This window comes from Pseudovibrio sp. W74 (genome assembly GCF_001623085.1).
GTDB lineage: Bacteria > Pseudomonadota > Alphaproteobacteria > Rhizobiales > Stappiaceae > Pseudovibrio.
On record NZ_LMCJ01000007.1, the window covers coordinates 60,993 to 77,140 of the forward strand.

The 16,148-nt window shown below is 51.5% G+C and carries 17 protein-coding genes, 1 other RNA gene and 1 riboswitch; of the genes, 8 read left to right on the forward strand and 10 right to left on the reverse strand.

All coding sequences use genetic code 11. The annotated features are described in order from the left end of the window. Nucleotides 1-80: 80 nt before the first annotated feature. The 4 genes from PsW74_RS06050 to PsW74_RS06065 all read right to left on the reverse strand — a co-directional run bounded on the left by PsW74_RS06050 (nucleotide 81) and on the right by PsW74_RS06065 (nucleotide 4,177). The gene (locus PsW74_RS06050) at nucleotides 81-1,136 is read right to left on the reverse strand and encodes an iron ABC transporter permease (protein WP_063286393.1); all 1,056 of its coding nucleotides are present in this window, start codon (nucleotides 1,134-1,136) and stop codon (nucleotides 81-83) included. Nucleotides 1,137-1,138: 2 nt separating this feature from the next. Beyond that, nucleotides 1,139-2,077, reverse strand: coding sequence for an ABC transporter substrate-binding protein (locus PsW74_RS06055; RefSeq protein WP_063286394.1), 939 nt, complete (start codon nucleotides 2,075-2,077; stop codon nucleotides 1,139-1,141). A gap of 12 nt (nucleotides 2,078-2,089) precedes the next feature. After that, nucleotides 2,090-2,872, reverse strand: coding sequence for an ABC transporter ATP-binding protein (locus PsW74_RS06060; RefSeq protein WP_063286395.1), 783 nt, complete (start codon nucleotides 2,870-2,872; stop codon nucleotides 2,090-2,092). 343 nt (nucleotides 2,873-3,215) lie between these two features. Further along, nucleotides 3,216-3,426, reverse strand: a riboswitch (cobalamin riboswitch). A 124-nt stretch (nucleotides 3,427-3,550) separates the two neighbouring features. Continuing rightward, nucleotides 3,551-4,177: an RNA ligase family protein gene (locus PsW74_RS06065; RefSeq protein WP_063286396.1), complete on the reverse strand. Its 627-nt coding sequence runs from the start codon at nucleotides 4,175-4,177 to the stop codon at nucleotides 3,551-3,553. Between the two features lie 819 nt (nucleotides 4,178-4,996). Between PsW74_RS06065 and PsW74_RS06070 the strand changes: the two genes are divergently transcribed. Next, the gene (locus PsW74_RS06070; protein ID WP_057463006.1) at nucleotides 4,997-5,269 is read left to right on the forward strand and encodes a hypothetical protein; all 273 of its coding nucleotides are present in this window, start codon (nucleotides 4,997-4,999) and stop codon (nucleotides 5,267-5,269) included. Nucleotides 5,270-5,777: 508 nt separating this feature from the next. Here PsW74_RS06070 and PsW74_RS06075 read toward each other — a convergent pair. The 6 genes from PsW74_RS06075 to ffs all read right to left on the reverse strand — a co-directional run bounded on the left by PsW74_RS06075 (nucleotide 5,778) and on the right by ffs (nucleotide 10,916). Beyond that, nucleotides 5,778-6,719 carry a putative phage abortive infection protein gene (locus PsW74_RS06075; protein WP_063286397.1) on the reverse strand — a complete coding sequence of 314 codons (942 nt, stop codon included), beginning with the start codon at nucleotides 6,717-6,719 and terminating at the stop codon, nucleotides 5,778-5,780. Between the two features lie 297 nt (nucleotides 6,720-7,016). Beyond that, on the reverse strand, nucleotides 7,017-7,535 hold the full coding sequence (locus PsW74_RS06080) for a GNAT family N-acetyltransferase (RefSeq protein WP_063286398.1): 519 nt from the start codon (nucleotides 7,533-7,535) through the stop codon (nucleotides 7,017-7,019). A gap of 115 nt (nucleotides 7,536-7,650) precedes the next feature. Next, nucleotides 7,651-8,262, reverse strand: coding sequence for a recombination mediator RecR (recR, locus tag PsW74_RS06085; RefSeq protein WP_063286399.1), 612 nt, complete (start codon nucleotides 8,260-8,262; stop codon nucleotides 7,651-7,653). A gap of 177 nt (nucleotides 8,263-8,439) precedes the next feature. Next, nucleotides 8,440-8,766: a YbaB/EbfC family nucleoid-associated protein gene (locus tag PsW74_RS06090; protein ID WP_057463002.1), complete on the reverse strand. Its 327-nt coding sequence runs from the start codon at nucleotides 8,764-8,766 to the stop codon at nucleotides 8,440-8,442. Nucleotides 8,767-8,845: 79 nt separating this feature from the next. Next, the gene (locus tag PsW74_RS06095; protein WP_208987866.1) at nucleotides 8,846-10,714 is read right to left on the reverse strand and encodes a DNA polymerase III subunit gamma/tau; all 1,869 of its coding nucleotides are present in this window, start codon (nucleotides 10,712-10,714) and stop codon (nucleotides 8,846-8,848) included. Between the two features lie 103 nt (nucleotides 10,715-10,817). Next, nucleotides 10,818-10,916, reverse strand: an RNA gene (gene ffs, locus PsW74_RS06100) — signal recognition particle sRNA small type. Between the two features lie 192 nt (nucleotides 10,917-11,108). Here ffs and nudC point away from each other — a divergent pair. The 7 genes from nudC to sdhD all read left to right on the forward strand — a co-directional run bounded on the left by nudC (nucleotide 11,109) and on the right by sdhD (nucleotide 16,143). Further along, entirely contained in the window at nucleotides 11,109-12,074 is a 966-nt protein-coding gene (nudC, locus tag PsW74_RS06105) for an NAD(+) diphosphatase (protein WP_063286401.1), read from the forward strand. A gap of 61 nt (nucleotides 12,075-12,135) precedes the next feature. Further along, nucleotides 12,136-12,750, forward strand: coding sequence for a histidine phosphatase family protein (locus PsW74_RS06110; RefSeq protein ID WP_063286402.1), 615 nt, complete (start codon nucleotides 12,136-12,138; stop codon nucleotides 12,748-12,750). Between the two features lie 144 nt (nucleotides 12,751-12,894). Further along, on the forward strand, nucleotides 12,895-13,569 hold the full coding sequence (locus PsW74_RS06115) for a sulfate transporter family protein (RefSeq protein WP_057462997.1): 675 nt from the start codon (nucleotides 12,895-12,897) through the stop codon (nucleotides 13,567-13,569). Nucleotides 13,570-13,687: 118 nt separating this feature from the next. Further along, complete coding sequence (locus PsW74_RS06120; RefSeq protein WP_244271705.1) at nucleotides 13,688-14,092, forward strand: GNAT family N-acetyltransferase; 405 nt, start codon at nucleotides 13,688-13,690, stop codon at nucleotides 14,090-14,092. Between the two features lie 262 nt (nucleotides 14,093-14,354). Then, nucleotides 14,355-14,885, forward strand: a complete 531-nt coding sequence (locus tag PsW74_RS06125; protein WP_063286404.1) for a dihydrofolate reductase family protein — start codon at nucleotides 14,355-14,357, stop codon at nucleotides 14,883-14,885. Between the two features lie 465 nt (nucleotides 14,886-15,350). Next, nucleotides 15,351-15,749, forward strand: a complete 399-nt coding sequence (sdhC, locus tag PsW74_RS06130; RefSeq protein ID WP_057462994.1) for a succinate dehydrogenase, cytochrome b556 subunit — start codon at nucleotides 15,351-15,353, stop codon at nucleotides 15,747-15,749. 10 nt (nucleotides 15,750-15,759) lie between these two features. Then, complete coding sequence (gene sdhD / locus PsW74_RS06135; RefSeq protein WP_063286405.1) at nucleotides 15,760-16,143, forward strand: succinate dehydrogenase, hydrophobic membrane anchor protein; 384 nt, start codon at nucleotides 15,760-15,762, stop codon at nucleotides 16,141-16,143. Nucleotides 16,144-16,148 lie beyond the last annotated feature (5 nt).

Below are 16,148 nucleotides of genomic sequence, written 5' to 3' on the forward strand. Positions count from 1 at the left end.
AAACTGTGTCGTGGTGACGGCAAGCTCAAGCTCATATCACAGCAACTACGAGATGCCGGAGTGCTTGAAAAGCGGCAGACCTACCGCTTTTCTCTCAATAACCAGATAAAGAAGACCCCGCCAACAAGCCCGGTGATAATGCCAATCGGCGTGTCCTCCGGCTTCATCAGTGTCCGCGCCGCCACATCCGCGAGCAGCAAAAAGATTGCCCCGAACAATGCTGAGACCGGGATCAGGCGCCGATAATCACCGCCCACAAACAACCGCACAATATGAGGCACCATAAGCCCAACAAACCCGATCATACCCGAGAACGCGACCATAACACCGGTAATCAGAGCCCCAATGACAAAGGTCTCCAGCCGGAATGCACCAACGGAGATGCCAAGCGTGGTCGCTGTCTCATCGCCAATGGTCATGGCGTTGAAGTGCCCGGCCCGCAGCCACAGCCAGACCCCGCAAAGGACCAGCACCACCAACGGATAGATAAGGTGTCCCCACTGCGCCAGACCTAACCCACCCAACATCCAGTAAACCACACTGTGCGTTGCCCGCGGGTCTGCCAGGAAGATGAGAATGTTCGCGCCTGCCATCAGCACAAAGCTCACCGCCACACCGGTCAGCACCAGCCGATCTGCACTGGTCGCACTCGTAAACTTCGCCACCCCAATCACAATAAGTGTCGCCCCAAGAGCACCCAAAAACGCCAGCAATGGCACGGTGAGCATCCCCAAAAACAACCCCGTATGCAGCAGAGCCAGCACAGCACCAAACGCACCACCAGCTGAAATGCCGATTAGGTGCGGGTCCGCCAGCGGGTTGCGGGTGACGGATTGAAGGCAAGCTCCCACGATGGAAAGCCCGGCCCCCACCATAATCGCCAGCAGCGCACGGGGCAGGCGGATTTCCCAGAGAATGCTCTCCCGCCCCAGCGACCAGCTCGGCTCAATCGTCCCCGGCACCAGTTTGTTGGCAAGAACACCCCATACAGTCTCCATGGAAATGGAAACCGCCCCAACGGAGACCGCAAGGCAAACAGAAAGAACCAGCGCAGCCAATCCCACGCAGCAAATCTGCAGCAAATGATGAGAAGAGCCCTCTTTGGAGGCTACAACAACGCCGGTTCCTTCGCTCATTGTTAGTTACCCCAGAATGCGGTTGCGAGTTTCTTGATCGCCTTGATGTTCCGTGGGCCCGGAGTTGCTTCAGCATATTCCAGCGTCACGAACCGGTCATTCTTCACCGCATCCATATCCGCAAAGGCGGGGTTGTTGAGCATGAACTCACGCTTCTGTGCAGCAGTCACTTCGCCGTAGTTGATAATCACGATCACTTCCGGGTTGGTCTCAACCACAGCCTCCCAGTTCACGCGCACCCAGCTCTTATCCAATGTATCCGTCACGTTGGTGCCGCCAGCAGCCTCAATCAGCGCGGTTGGCATCCCATAACGACCAGCAGTGAACGGAGAATCTTCACCTCCGTCATAAACAAACACACGCAGAGGTGTGTCAGCAGCCTTCAAGCCAGCTTTGAACTGCGCAAGGTCTTCGCGATAAGCCTGCACCAACGCTTCCGCCCGCTCTTCAACATCAAAGATGCGGCCAAGGTTCAAAAGATCATTGTACATGTCATCCATGGAAACCTTTGGCTTCTCGCCAATATGGATGCAGCTCTCGGTCAGCTCATAAACCTTGATCCCGAACGGTGCCAAAGTTTCCGGCGTAACTGGGCCGCCAACCTTCATGCCGTAATTCCATCCGGCAAAAAAAAAGTCTGCATCAGCCCCAATCAACACTTCTTTGCTTGGGTATTTGGGAGCAAGCTCCGGCAATACAGCCACCTGGTCTGTCAATTCAGCATCCAGCGTTTTCCAGCCAGAAATGCCAGTGTAACCCGCCATGTTGTCCTGCAATTCCAACGCCAGCATCATCTCGGTGAGATTGGAGTCGTTGGAAATGGCCCGTTGCGGAACACCATCAAATGTGACGGTGCGGTTACAGCTCTTGACGGAAACCTCTGCCAGCGCAGCAGAAGAGGAAAGCAGCGCCACAGCCAGCGCCAAACCAAGTTTTTTCATGAAAAAATACCCTTAAGAATGAAGATCGAATGTCAGAAGAGAGTGTTGTCGGTCCATCAGCTGATCGCGTGTCGTACGCACCTGAAAAGCCTTGGAAACCAAAGCGGGGGAGAGGATTTGCTCCGGCGCCCCAAAGCCAAGCATCTGCCCGTGGTCCAGCAACAGGATCTGGTCACACACCTGCGCCGCCATGTTCAGGTCATGCAAACTGGTGATGATCGTCAGATCCAGCTCTTCAATGAGCTTCAGAATTTCCAGCTGATGGCGAATGTCGAGATGGTTGGTCGGCTCATCCAGAATGAGCAGCTCTGGCTCTTGCGCTAACGCCCGCGCCACCATCACCCGCTGTCGTTCCCCGCCAGAAAGCGTGCCAAACAACCGCCCGGCCAACCCGTCCAGCTGCAAAGCGCGGATAGCACGGTCCACCACCTGCCGGTCGCGCTCGCCAGATGCCGCCAGACCGCTGCGATACGGTGTGCGCCCCAGCTCCACGATCTCACGCACCTTCAGCGCAAAGTCCGTTGGCTGCTCTTGCAACACCGCCGCCACCCGCTGCGCCGTCACTTTGGCGGAGAGGGACCAGATGTCATCACCACCAACGCAAATCTGCCCGCTCATCGGCTTGTTGAACCGATAGAGCAGCCGCAACAACGTAGACTTGCCAGCTCCGTTCGCGCCAACCACGCCAAGCACTTGGCCCGCAGCCAGCTCAAAACTCAATGGCTGCAAAACCAACGAACTCTTACGATCAGGTGCCCACGAAACATCGCGAACAGAAACAAAAGCCGCGCTCATGCCAAAGCACCCTTGCGCAGCTCAGCCCCAATCAACCAGCCGAAGGTGCCTAAATGATGAGAAACAGGATCCAGCATTGTACCAACCCACCTGAGTGAAACGCTACACATCATAAATGTAACGTTATAACGTTACATTGATTGTCGAATCCTGAGGCAAAAGTCAAGCGCACGCGCGCGTCGACTATCAGCGGTTCGCAAAACGATCCGGGATAAAGTTTAAGTCTTGAGGAAACAGGTAACATAACGCCCTCCGCGCAACGGCAGGGGCAAACAGAAACCGGATATGTGAGAGGCTTGCGCCAATGCAACCATTATGGCCTCCTCCGGGACGCCCCGCCCGGGTTGAAGTGAAACATAATGGCAGGTCTCCTGACTCGCGGGTCTGTGTTCAGCCAGCCTTCCCGGATTTCTCCAGTGGCATGCTTGGCGTCGCTCGCCGCTTACAGTTGCGGGGGCAGTCACGGAATTAGCGCCTGTTGGCTACACTTCACCGTGTTCCCTTTTAATCCCGAGGCCTTTCGCACCTCAGAAACCATAGGCCCGCATACTGAATTTTGCAGACCTCAATTGCAAGCGCTTTCGAGAATAGACCTGAGGTGCTGTTGATAGCAGCTATCACCACACCAAAGTCACCCCGCACTAGATGCGGGACTTAGAGCCACGAGCTCATTTGCTCCTAGCTCTTTCGCAACCCGTTCTTGATAATCTCACTATGCATCCAGTGGGTGTCACTCTGTACGTGATCTGCCCGCACATACTTGGCCATATGTGTCGTCATGTCAGGCTCTTGGAATGCCTCACTGGTTCGCACGACAAAGCCCTCCTGCTTGCTCAGGTTGAGCCCGTTCAGCACTCTGTCAACGCTTGCTTGAGTGAAAACGCCCCTGTGCAACACCGGAACAGGAGCAATGCCCAGCTCTGAGAAACGGTCCAGCGTCGCATCCCAACTCTGTGTGATGCCGCCAACAATCCATGCAAAACCTAGAAAGTAAGTAGGCAACCTGTCATAAGCGACGGAATGACGGGCAAACAGATACTCACCGACGATCCGCTCATCCTCAGCAAGACACGGCGAAATACCTGCCGCAAAAGCTTTCATCCAATCACGTGATGGATGATACCCACTGTCAGGGCTACGCGCATGGCATCCACTCTGCAGGATAGTCGTGTTCTCGCCGTCCATCTTCTCGGTAAAGACGACTTCTGCCGCGCTTTCCAGAGCCGCCAAATCCCGCAGGATCTTGTCATCGCTCATTACACCGGGAGAGCTGGGTAAGTGATAGGTGCGGCCATACTTCTTCATCGATCCCGCAGCTCCTTATCTTCAAAGCGAATAAGGGAACTCCGATTATAATTCCTATGCTCATTGAGCCAGGACACCGCCCCTTCTTCTTATCGGGTGGTGATTACAAGCTTTAACGAGCAACCACAACCACCCTCCGTCTTCCCGGACAAGCGCAGCGCAGATCCGGGATCCAGAGCAATACGCTTAGGCATAAGCCACGACACAAACACCTTGCTAACCCCCGCCATCCATGTCCCTGTCAAAACTACCAGTTTGACAGAGTAATTGCCTCATCCCATCCTCATGCATGAAGCGCACAAGTCCTTTGTTATGGGCGGGAGGGTGGTGAATAGAATACCCTTTCGAGGGGAATAAACTCGCCTGTCTGTTTGCAGGTTTCTAGCCTCCCGCTCGCCAAAGAGTTCTCACTCCACCCTCGTCTTCCCGGACAAGCACAGCGCAGATCCGGGATCCAGAGCGACATGCTCAGGCATAAGCCACGACACAAACACCTCGCAAACCACGTCATCCACAACCTTGTAAAAACTGTCAATTTGACAACCGCTGGTTTTCATTCCACATTCATCTGTGAGGCTTCGAAACCTCTCCAAACAGCGGTTACCGCTCCCGTCGACTAGCGGATTTTTTGTGCCTGCTTTATAGGTAGCGCGCAAATCTATTGCTATGAGCGGGAGGGCGGTGAATACAATACCTTCTTCGGAGGGGAATAAACTCGCCTGTCTGTTTGCAGGTTTCGAACCTCCCGCTCGCCAGCGGGCCGTCGAAAGCCTTGTTGTCGCGCGGTTGTTCAACACCCTACTTACAGAGGGATTGAGAATGATCGACTCCGCATGTGCCTGTGGCACCACAAATACTTTCCAAAATGAAATTGACGAAGTCATCGTCGCTGTCTCGGATTTGCAGAACCTCTCGTATATTCAGCATCTTGTGCTGACAGAGAGAATGCAGCACTCCAGTGAGCGCGATGCCCTGTTCACTCTGCATCACGCCTTCCGCGATCGCCTCGAAGCGCTCAAGAAAAGCTGCGGAATGTTAGAGCGAGTCGCTCATCCGCAGCCAATAAACACAAAAACTCCGCTTCCTGATTAAGCCGTGCAGCTCTTTGCTCGCTGGCACCCTCCCGAAAGCCCCATCGGTTTTCGATCAGGGAGATGCACAGGAGCAAAGAAAAAAGCCAGCCTCATAATAAAGGACTGGCTCACAAAATGGCTTGATCGTGCAGCGCGCTCTACGTGATCGGTACCCCTGACCACGCAGAGCTCGTTCAACAGCACTGTGATGGGTAAATGGCACAAACCCGTGCCACTTGCCTCCGGTACCAATGGCGAAACGCAAATCCACCCCGCATCCTCGCCAAACGGTGCCCTGCTGGTCTGCGGCAATACCACCCCGCCGCAGGCCAGCGCCTCCTTAAAAATACCAGTGCCAACAGTAGTGCGTCTATCCCATGAAAAATCAGGGGTAGCATTCCTTATACCGCCCCACCTACTGGATCCCGCATCAAGTGCGGGACGACGGCGTTGAAGCAACCGCAACAACCTCACCACCCACCGGCGTCTTCCCGGACAAGCGAAGCGATGATCCGGGATCTATGGAGTCATACTTGCTGCTCTGGCGTTTGTAGTGCCTTGGGGTCGAATTGATCCATCAAGCTTTTGGAGAGGTACAGATCTTTCGGCAAGTTATCGAGAATGCTGAACTCCTCAACGAGGGGTTTTAATTTGGTGCCATTGTCACTTAAGCAATTCAGGCAAATTATTGCTAGTTCGAAATCTGAAAGTTGGGCACGAATAATACGGGCGTATTCAAATATATCTGGTCGACTGCTTTCCGAAATAAAGCGAAGTATGTTGTATAGGCTACGGAAGTAGTGTCCTAGATCGCTCCTATTTTCTATGTACATCTGATCGTAAGCGCGCATAGTAAAAGTGTCTGAGCCGATTGAAATACGATCTGTTTCAGAGCCTGATTGATAAATTCTGAAATCACTGGATGTTGTACCTGTTTGGTTTTTTTCTTCTTCATAAATTCCATATTTTTTAGGAAGGAGCTTATGTAACAGGAATATCTTGAAGCAGTCTTTGCGTGAGGCAGCATTACTTCCATTAACGTCAACGTCCATATCTGCAACGAGACTAGTATGCACTTCAAGCATACGCATCAACATGCTTTCAAATCGCTGGTCAGCCATTTCCTGTCTAGTAAGTGCTAGCTCTTTTCGACTTAACTGAAGTTCCTCTCTTTGTAGAAACACAGTCCAAATTAATGCTGCGAAAGCAAGGGCAGAAAAAAGAGAGGTTAATGGACCAAAGCTATCGCCAAAGGGGCCGAGTGTTTTAGCTAGGTCTTCGGTAACGCCCCACCAGTTTGAATAGACAGACAGAGCATGAAGTACGAAAAGGACGAGCACTCCCAGAAAACCAAGCAGAGCTAGTCGATTAATTCTCTCGGTGCCCTCTTTCTTACTGATCTGCTGTAATGCGGAGAAAACTAAAACGCCACCAAAGGCAATAAGTGCGAATGAAATAAGAATTTGCATGGCAATCCAATAATGAAAAATCGGCGTTTAAACCCATCTATGCATCATGCCAGAAAACTGGCAATTTAGAACATGAAACATAAAAGCATTCTTTTTAACTATGTAGAGATGTAAGTTATGGATCCCGCATCAAGTGCGGGAAGACACCGAGGGGGAATGCATTTTCAATGTTACCCCAACCCCATGACGTCATCCCGCACAAGCAAAGCGCGATGCGGGACCTAGAGCGACACAATCAGAACTGAGTGTTCTCATCAGAGCTTGTTCTGTGATGTCTTGCGAAAATACGCAGCCAACTCACCCCAAATCAAACCGCTTACAAATCCGGTTTACCGGTGTCCCATCAGCCAACGGAACTGCTTCCAGCACTTTGTAGTCTTTGAAGCCGCGGGAGGTGTAGTAGGCGAGGCCGCCGGTGTTGTCGGCGCGGATGGTGGCGGTGATAGCGACGAGGCCTTTGCCTTCCAGATTGGCAAGTGTTGCTTTGAACAGCGCACTGCCGATGCCGCTCTTGTGCAGACCCGGTTTCACAAAGGTGCCGATATCAACCCAGTCAGCGGGGATATCTCCGTAATGGCTGGCAGTCTGGAAGCCAAGCGGCTCACCGCTGTCACGGTCAATCGCGCAAACACTGCTCTCCAGAATTTTGGCTTCAAGAAACCACTCGATGAACTCACCTTTGTTCAACGGCTTCTCAAGCGCAGTTGTCCCCCCGGCCTCAATAATCCGGTTGAGCAGGGCGAGCAGTTCGTCCACATCATTGCGCTGGGTTTTACGGATGAAAAACTGGGTTGGTTTGGCGGAAGATGTGTCCATTTTCAAAAATCCTGTTCAACGCAATAAATACGCAAATCTTTCAAATCAACGCACATAGCAACGCAAACGACTTATGCGGCGGAAATACCCGCATAAGCACAGAGCAAGAAACCTGCTAAAACTTTGTTCTTGCTCGCAAAGCCTGCGTCAGAGTACCCTCGTCAAGGTAATCCAATTCCCCACCAACCGGCACGCCATGGGCAAGGCGGGTCACTTTCACATTCTCAAATCGCGCAAGTTGGTCCGTAATGAAATGTGCAGTAGTCTGCCCTTCAACGGTCGCGTTAACAGCGAGGATAACTTCGCTCACTGCACCGCCCTCAATACGCTCAACCAACTTGGAAATGTTGAGATCATCCGGGCCAATACCGTCCAGCGGAGACAGGGTGCCACCGAGGACATGATAATGCGCACTCACAGCGGATGCCCGCTCCAGCGCCCAAAGGTCAGAGACGTCCTCAACCACCACAATGGTGGCTCCATCTCGGCGCGGATCAGAGCAAATGGTGCAAGGATCACTGGTATCCACGGTACCGCATTCTGAGCAGATGCCGACCTGCTCAACCGCCACGCCCATGGCTTCCGCCAGCGGGATAAGCAGTTGATCTTTCTTCTGAACCAGGTGCAAAGCAGCACGTCTGGCCGAGCGCGGGCCGAGGCCGGGCAGCTTGGACAGCAGCTGTATCAGGCGTTCAATTTCGGGACCAGCAACCCTGCGTGTACTCATCTAAAATCTATGCTCTCTGCGAGAAAGAAAAGGCACCCGCAAAGCAGTTTTGCGAGACAATGCCAGATAAACTATGCCCGCCTGAAGAGGCGGGCAAGAGGGAATAAATCCGTTTCAGGTCTACGGCCAAATCTGCGCAGGGTCGCGGTGATTTGGCAACACGTAGCCTTGAAGAACTTAAGAGCCGAACGGGAGTTTCATGCCAGCTGGCAGACCCATACCGGACATCATGTCCTGCGTACGCTCCTGCACCAAAGCTTCGCCTTTTCCCTTCGCATCATTATGCGCAGCGAGGATAAGATCTTCCAGGATCTCAACTTCATCAGCATTGATGAGAGAAGGATCAATCTTCAAACCAGTCATTTCACCTTTACCATTCAACGTAACGGTGACCATGCCTGCGCCTGAGGTTCCCTCAACAGAAAGGTCGTTTACAGTCTCCTGAAGCTCGCCCATTTTTTCCTGCATCTGCTTGGCTTGCTTCATCATTTTAAGAAAGTCCATCGACTCGCTCCTTAAACGTCTCTTGAGCGCACATCAGCGCTCTATCAATTCGGTCATAAGGTTTCATAGCACAGAAACCTTAGAAATCTTGGGTGAAATCCATAGAGTCCATGTCTTCTATGTCGACAGGCTCGGACGCCGCTTCAAGGGGGAGATCTTCCTCCTGCTTCAAAATGCGCACGTCAACAACCTTAGCCCCGGGAAAGGCAGAAATAAGTTTCACCACTTCCGGATCAGAATGTGCATCCGAAACCAACTGTCTTTGGTTAGCTTCTTTTTCTTCATGCAAAGTCGGCCGGCCTTGGTCACGACTAACCGCAACAATCCAGCGACGACCCGTCCATTCTGTCAGTTTTCGGCCCAGTTCTCCAGCTGCATCAGCTGTCGCAATCTCAGTCGGCTGTACTTCAATACGGCCCGGTTGGAAGTTGACAAGACGCAGCGCGCGCTCAACCGAAACCTTGACTGGAATGTCCTTCATGCGGGCCGCAAGTTGAGCAACCTCAGCCCAGGAGCGGATCGCAATCTTTTCTTTAAGTTCCTCAGCCTGCCGCATTTGAGGAGCTGATTGCGGTGCAGCGCCAATAGCTTGCGTCATCGGCTGGCCGCCAGCCACAGCACGTAACTGAGGGGCTGAGCCGCCACCGGATGGAACAGCGCTTGCGCTTGATCCGCCACCGCCCTGTGGCGCGTTGCCCGCAGGCGCATTGCCGCCAGCAGGGGAGAACTTGCCAGACTTCAGCAGCTTCAGCGCCTCTTCCGGATCCGGAAGATCAGAGGCGTAGCACAAGCGCACCAGAACCATGTCAGCCGCAGCCAACGGCTTAGGCGCGTTCTGTACTTCGTTAATTCCCTTCAGTAATATCTGCCATGTTCGGGAAAGAACGCGCATGGAAAGCTTTTCAGCAAAGTCCCGCCCACGCTGCCGTTCGCTCTCAGTCACAGAGTTCTCTTCACCCGCCTTCGGCACTGCTTTCAGGCGAGTCACCAAATGGGTAAAGTCTGCAAGGTCAGAGAGGACAACTGCCGGATCGGCGCCCACATCATACTGGGCTTTGAGCTCATCAAGAGCGCTGGCTATGTCACCGCGCATCACGTGCTCAAACAAATCTATCACCCGGCTGCGGTCAGCAAGGCCCAGCATCTGGCGCACTTCATTCGGCTCAATGCGGCCTGCACCATGCGCAATGGCTTGATCCAGAAGGGATAAACTGTCTCGGGCAGACCCTTCACCAGCGCGAGCAATCAGAGCCAGCGCCTCATCAGAAATTTCTATGCCCTCTTTGCCAGAGATCTCGCGCAGCAGAGAAACAAGCGTAGAGCTCTCAATCCGGCGCAGGTCAAACCGCTGACAACGAGAGAGGACAGTCACAGGAACCTTGCGGATTTCTGTGGTCGCAAAAATGAATTTCACATGCTCCGGCGGCTCTTCCAGCGTCTTCAACAACCCGTTGAACGCCGACTTGGAGAGCATATGCACCTCATCGATGATGTACACTTTGTACCGCGCACTCGCCGGACGATACCGCGCTGCTTCGGTAATCTCGCGAATGTCGTCAATGCCAGTATGAGACGCTGCGTCCATCTCGATCACATCGACATGACGACCTTCCATGATCGCCTGACAGTGAACGCCGGGTTTATCTAAGTGTATGGTAGGCTTATCAATTTCACCTGCGATCTCGTAGTTCAGGCCACGGGCAAGAATACGCGCTGTGGTCGTTTTACCGACACCGCGAACCCCGGTCAGCATCCAGGCTTGAGCGATACGTCCAGTCTCAAATGCATTCTGCAGAGTCTGAACCATCGGCTCCTGACCATAAAGATCATCGAACGAACTAGGTCGGTATTTACGGGCGAGAACGCGATATGCACCATCGCTGCTGGAAGAATTATCTTCCGCGCTTGTTGTTGTCTGGTGCTCGTCTTGAAGGTCTATTCCGTCCATATTGCCCAAATCCTCAGCCACTTCAAAGGCAAGGTAAAACTTACTCCCGGCCATTCAAGACGAAGACCGGCCGCTTGTCGAGTATGGGCGCGGGGAAAATTAGGTGGGAGGCTGGCACGATGACCCGTGCCATGGACTCGTTAGGGCTGCTTCCTTCCGGATCTGACCCGGTTGGCGAGTGGCTCGTCCACCACCAACCTCCCGAACGTGTATATGGTCGCTTTACCTATATTTTGCAAGCGTTCATTGATGTTTACCGCTTGCTACTGTGGACGAGACTGTGAATTTTCGAAGAGTTCTGCCAAATCCGAATTCAGAAAATGTCGCCACAACATTGCATTTCAGTGCTATCTCGGGTTCACTTTACATAAGTTTATAATTTAAGGAATTCGAAATGCTGGCCGAAACAGCTGAGGTGTATGACGCCTCTGCAGCTCTTTGTTATTCTGCCAACTCGCTTAATCGCTGTGGTGAAAAACGTAAAGATACTGAATGGGTTAACTCGCTAATGACGAGCCCGGATGCCCGCTTTTTAATTCAGGCAAACGACGCTTTCATCTTCAATAAAGAGGTCATGACTGAGCCTTTCATTTATTCCGTTGAGATACTCAGAACTCTGAATATCACTGATCCGACCACCATCTTTCTTGGCATTGACGAAACTGATGGAGACCGCCCATACTTTAGTGTGCGTTACACAGTGGATGCTGAAACGCTTGATGAGGAACTGGAAAAACTCGGAGCATTCGCGGCATACGGACTGCGCGGAATAGCGATGAAACGAGCAGCCAGTCAGGAAGTGCTTGGAATGATGGCACAGGCTGCTTCTGTAGGCCGCTGGCATTCCTCCCATAAGATGTGTTCCCAGTGTGGACAGCCAACGGAACTCGCCGAATCTGGCTATCGACGGGATTGCCCGTCTTGCTCAGCGCAGCATTTCCCAAGAACGGACCCCGCGGTGATAATGTTGATCACCCACGGGGACAAATGCCTGATGGGGCGTCCTTACCATCTGATGGAAAATGTCTACACAACACTCGCTGGGTTTGTTGAGCCGGGCGAAACCTTTGAAGACGCCGTCCGCCGAGAAGTTTTTGAAGAAGCAGGCGTTAAAGTCGGCAAAGTGGAATACGTCGCCAGCCAGCCTTGGCCATTCCCATCAAATATTATGATCGGGTTCCACGGTGAAGCGCTGACGACTGACTTGAATATCGACTATGAAGAAATGGAGGATTGTCAGTGGTTTTCTAAAGAGGAGACACTGAAGATGCTCCAAGGCGAAGCAGAGTCGGGATTAATTTGTCCCCCTGACATCTCTATCGCGCATCATTTGATCAAGAAATATATCGAGGAAAAATGACCCATGGACGAGTAGAGCCAGTGGTTATTTAACAGGTGCCTGATGGCACCGGGGAGGTGCCATGACTTACTGTATATATTTGACCCACCCAAATGTCGACATCGACCCGGCAACCCCAGTTCCGCACTGGGATTTGTCGGATAAAGGCCGCGAGCGTTTAGAACAAGGTCTACGCCAGCCGTGGCTTTTGGAAATTGATCACGTCATTTCCAGCCGCGAAAAAAAGGCTATCGAAACGGGCCAGATTATCGCAAGCCATTTGGGTATGGAGTTGATTACAGCCCCAGGCCTCCACGAAAATGATCGCAGCTCAACCGGTTTTCTTGAGCCAGATGAGTTTGAGCTTGTCGCTGATGAGTTCTTCAGTCGCCCCGCAGTGAGCGTTCGCGGCTGGGAACGGGCGTTGGATGCGCAAAGTCGTGTCGTCACTGCAATTAAACAGGCGCTCACCACAATACCCAGTGGCGAACCTGTTCTATTTTCTGGCCATGGAGGCGTGGGAACACTGCTCAAATGCCACCTCGCCAACAATGCCATCGATCGCGCCTTCGATCAGCCTCCAAATGTTGGAGGTGGTTGCTGGTTCCGTTTTGATCCAGTCGATCTTGAGAAGTGTTCCGCTAGTCTCGAGAACCTGAAGTGGCAGCTGATCGATGAGATGGAACTCGCTCAGTAAACTTGGGAGTGTTCTGGCGCAAAGAACTGGAGCAGCCTGTTGATCCTGATGGATGGCAAGCTGCTTTACAAGCGTCAGCTCTTGTTGCAGCTCGGGGAAATGCTTATCTAAGTGCCATCTGTTTTCATAAATTTGGCACAAGAGATGTTATCGGCAGCAATAAAATCATTTTCGCAGGTTTTTGAACCGCATTTCAGAAGCATCTTTTTCAAAGCCTTAGGGCTAACATTGCTTCTTCTTCTTGTCGTCTGGATCGCAATTCAGGGCGTAGTCGGCTACTTCATAGACTTACCACAGGACTGGCAGGATACGACCGTTAGTATCGTAACAGGCATCGGTGCATTAATCGGTCTCGGCTATATCCTGGCCCCGGTTTCAGCGATGGTTGTAGCCTTCTATCAAGATCAGATTTCCGAACTTGTTGAAGAGCACTCTTATCCCAATGAAAGACGAGGCAAAGCACTGCCGCTTGGCGAGTCTATTGTAACGGCTCTCCGTTTTGTCGGCGTTATCATTGTCGCCAACATTTTCGCTCTGATGCTGTTCTTCATTCCCGGTATCGGCCAAATCGCATTCTTGCTCGTGAATGGCTATCTGTTGGGCCGTGAATATTTTGAGTTTGTGGCAATGCGCTTTATGTCGCCGCAAGAAGCAAAAGCTTTTCGTAAATCGCAAGGCGGAACCGTATTTGCAGCCGGACTCATTGTTGCATTCGTTCTTGCAATTCCAATCGTGAACCTGATCACGCCACTCTTTGCGACGATCTTTATGGTGCACGTTTTCAAGACATTGCGAACAAAACGCAATCTATCCGTCTAGACTCAAAAATAACTACAATTTTAAGAAATAACAGGAAGTAGCTGCGCTGCCTATTCGAAGCTTTATTGCTGACGATCTAACCTGGGCGCACGCCCTAAACGAAGAGCATGCTGTCGAATTGTCTTCTCTGACACGTGATGGCTTTGCAGGGCTTATCAAGAAAGCAACCTATGTAAGGATTGCTGACAAGGAAGCTGGCCTTCTCATTGCATACGACAAGGACGGTGATTATTCTTCGATTAATTTCAAATGGTTCTGCGCAGGCTACGACAATTTTCTCTATGTTGATCGGATTGTGATTTCTAAAGCTACACGAGGGCAAGGCATTGCAGGCAAACTCTACGATGACCTGTTCAACTTCGCGAAAGAGAAGGGATACGAGCGCATTGTATGTGAAGTAAACTCAGATCCTCCCAACCTGGCATCAGACGCATTCCATGCTTCACGAGGCTTTCAAATCGTCGGGGAAGCTAAGCTGGAAGGAAAAGGAAAGACCGTCAGATACATGGGAAAAGCGCTCTGAAGAGTGTTGATCTATGAGATTTAAGGGAGCGAAGCTTGGCTGTCCCTTGTTACTCAAACATCACATCAACTCTCTTTTTACTCCATCTGACTGCTCTTTGTTTCGCGTAGGTTGACCCAATGAGAAATCTGTTTCAGCATGTAATTCAGCAATGAGGAGGACTCTGTCAGTGAACAACTAAGGCAACTCAATTCTGTTGAACAGCACTCCCACAATCAACGTGGGTGGTGTTTGATGCCTGTTTGTTTTTGATGGAGTCTTTATGAGACGCATTATTTATGACGTCGCCGTTAGTCGCGACGGTTTTATTGCTGGCCCAAATGGCGATGTTTCAATTTTCCCTCATACTGGTGATCATGTAGACGCTTACAAAGAGCGATTAGCGACCTATGATACTGTGATCATGGGACGCCATACCTATGAGTTTGCCTACCAGTATGGTCTTCCCGCAGGCGCTAAAGCTTACCCGCATATGCGGCATCTGATTTTCTCAGAAGGAATTCAGCTGCCTGAAGACACTCAGGTTGAGGCAGTGCGAGCAGACTTCACCACGCACATCTCTAAGCTGAAGAACGAGCAGGGCAGCGACATCTACCTGTGCGGCGGAGGGATGTTTGCTGGTTTGCTGGCTGCGTCTAAACTGATTGATGTCCTGCGCCTGAAAGTTACACCTGTCCTCTGCGGGGCTGGGACACCGTTATTTGCAAATGTCTCTGAGCAGATCGAGCTCAAATGTACCTCTTCAACGCTGTATGATAGCGGCGTTGAGTATTGTGAGTTTGATCTGCAGTAGCTTATCACCAATGCGGGGCAGGCCACACCTGCTCCGCCTCTTTTTACCAGTGAATAGAGCACGGGATAGTTGCCTAAACTGGAAATCAAGATCGGCTGCTCTAAATTTGAAGTAGAGGGTCGCGTCAGCTCACTCCCATTGAATAAAGTTTACGTAAACGTAATTTGACTTTAAGTGATTTTCTGAAAAATTTCGCACAATTTCAGTAAATTAAAACATGACTACAAAACTCAAGATAATAAACTACCAGATTCTTGTTACTTGATCGGGTAGAAACCAACAAAATTTACACCGCAAAATCTAATCATTTCGGCCAATTTTAAGGGCAAACCTAGTAGAAAAAGCATTTAGTCGCATAGGATGCTTTGACGCACCCCGAAACTGAAGGTATTAGAACCTCATACAACGCCTTGTTTTGTTACGTTTACGTAAGCGTAACTGTAACCAGGGACGGGAGAGAGATTTATGGCGAACGCTGACCTCAAGGCCAACCGGCCATTATCGCCCCATCTTCAGATCTATAAGCCGATCGTGACGATGGTGATGTCCATTCTACATCGCATCACCGGGGCGGCGCTTTATTTTGGAACGATTTTGATGGCGTTCTGGCTCATCTGCGCAGCAGCAGGTCCTGAGTCCTATCAATTCGCAATGGACGTTTTCGGTTCCTTCCTGGGCCGTCTGGTCCTCTTCGGCTTCACATGGGCACTTGTGCACCACATGATTGGCGGTTTGCGTCACTTCATCTGGGACATGGGGCATGGCTTTGAATTGTCTGCAGCGAACTGGATGGCTCGCGCGACAATCGTAGGCTCTGTTGCTCTTACCGTGATCCTCTGGATCATCGGTTTCATCGTCGCTTAAGGAGAGATCAATGACCGATATGCGCACTCCGCTCGGGAAAGTTCGCGGCCTTGGCTCAGCTAAGGACGGCACGTCGCATTTCTGGCGCCAGCGTTTGACCGCTGTAGCAAATGTGTTCCTTATTTCCTTCTTTGTTATCCTCGTCATCGCGCTGCAAGGCGCTGATTATGCGAGTTTCACTGAAGCACTTCAAAACCCGATCATCTCCACCTTGCTGCTTTTGGTGATCTTGGTCGGCTGCCTGCACATGAAGCTGGGCATGCAAGTCATCATCGAAGATTACTTCCATTCAGAAGGGCTCAAGCTTCTTCTTCTTATGGGAAACATTTTCTTCGCTTCTTTTATCGCACTCGCTTCCGTGGTTGCAGTGCTTAAAATCAGCTTCGGAGGCTGATCTAG

What these genes read in the sequence shown, in the direction of transcription:
- PsW74_RS06055 (WP_063286394.1), bottom strand. Translation starts at nt 2,077, where the DNA reads ATGAAAAAACTTGGTTTGGCGCTGGCTGTGGCGCTGCTTTCCTCTTCT.
- PsW74_RS06080 (WP_063286398.1), bottom strand. Translation starts at nt 7,535, where the DNA reads ATGGACACATCTTCCGCCAAACCAACCCAGTTTTTCATCCGTAAAACC.
- PsW74_RS06065 (WP_063286396.1), bottom strand. Translation starts at nt 4,177, where the DNA reads ATGAAGAAGTATGGCCGCACCTATCACTTACCCAGCTCTCCCGGTGTA.
- PsW74_RS06075 (WP_063286397.1), bottom strand. Translation starts at nt 6,719, where the DNA reads ATGCAAATTCTTATTTCATTCGCACTTATTGCCTTTGGTGGCGTTTTA.
- PsW74_RS06115 (WP_057462997.1), top strand. Translation starts at nt 12,895, where the DNA reads ATGTTATCGGCAGCAATAAAATCATTTTCGCAGGTTTTTGAACCGCAT.
- PsW74_RS06050 (WP_063286393.1), bottom strand. Translation starts at nt 1,136, where the DNA reads ATGAGCGAAGGAACCGGCGTTGTTGTAGCCTCCAAAGAGGGCTCTTCT.
- nudC (WP_063286401.1), top strand. Translation starts at nt 11,109, where the DNA reads ATGCTGGCCGAAACAGCTGAGGTGTATGACGCCTCTGCAGCTCTTTGT.
- PsW74_RS06125 (WP_063286404.1), top strand. Translation starts at nt 14,355, where the DNA reads ATGAGACGCATTATTTATGACGTCGCCGTTAGTCGCGACGGTTTTATT.
- PsW74_RS06070 (WP_057463006.1), top strand. Translation starts at nt 4,997, where the DNA reads ATGATCGACTCCGCATGTGCCTGTGGCACCACAAATACTTTCCAAAAT.
- PsW74_RS06090 (WP_057463002.1), bottom strand. Translation starts at nt 8,766, where the DNA reads ATGGACTTTCTTAAAATGATGAAGCAAGCCAAGCAGATGCAGGAAAAA.
- sdhC (WP_057462994.1), top strand. Translation starts at nt 15,351, where the DNA reads ATGGCGAACGCTGACCTCAAGGCCAACCGGCCATTATCGCCCCATCTT.
- sdhD (WP_063286405.1), top strand. Translation starts at nt 15,760, where the DNA reads ATGACCGATATGCGCACTCCGCTCGGGAAAGTTCGCGGCCTTGGCTCA.
- PsW74_RS06110 (WP_063286402.1), top strand. Translation starts at nt 12,136, where the DNA reads ATGACTTACTGTATATATTTGACCCACCCAAATGTCGACATCGACCCG.
- PsW74_RS06095 (WP_208987866.1), bottom strand. Translation starts at nt 10,714, where the DNA reads ATGGACGGAATAGACCTTCAAGACGAGCACCAGACAACAACAAGCGCG.
- recR (WP_063286399.1), bottom strand. Translation starts at nt 8,262, where the DNA reads ATGAGTACACGCAGGGTTGCTGGTCCCGAAATTGAACGCCTGATACAG.
- PsW74_RS06060 (WP_063286395.1), bottom strand. Translation starts at nt 2,872, where the DNA reads ATGAGCGCGGCTTTTGTTTCTGTTCGCGATGTTTCGTGGGCACCTGAT.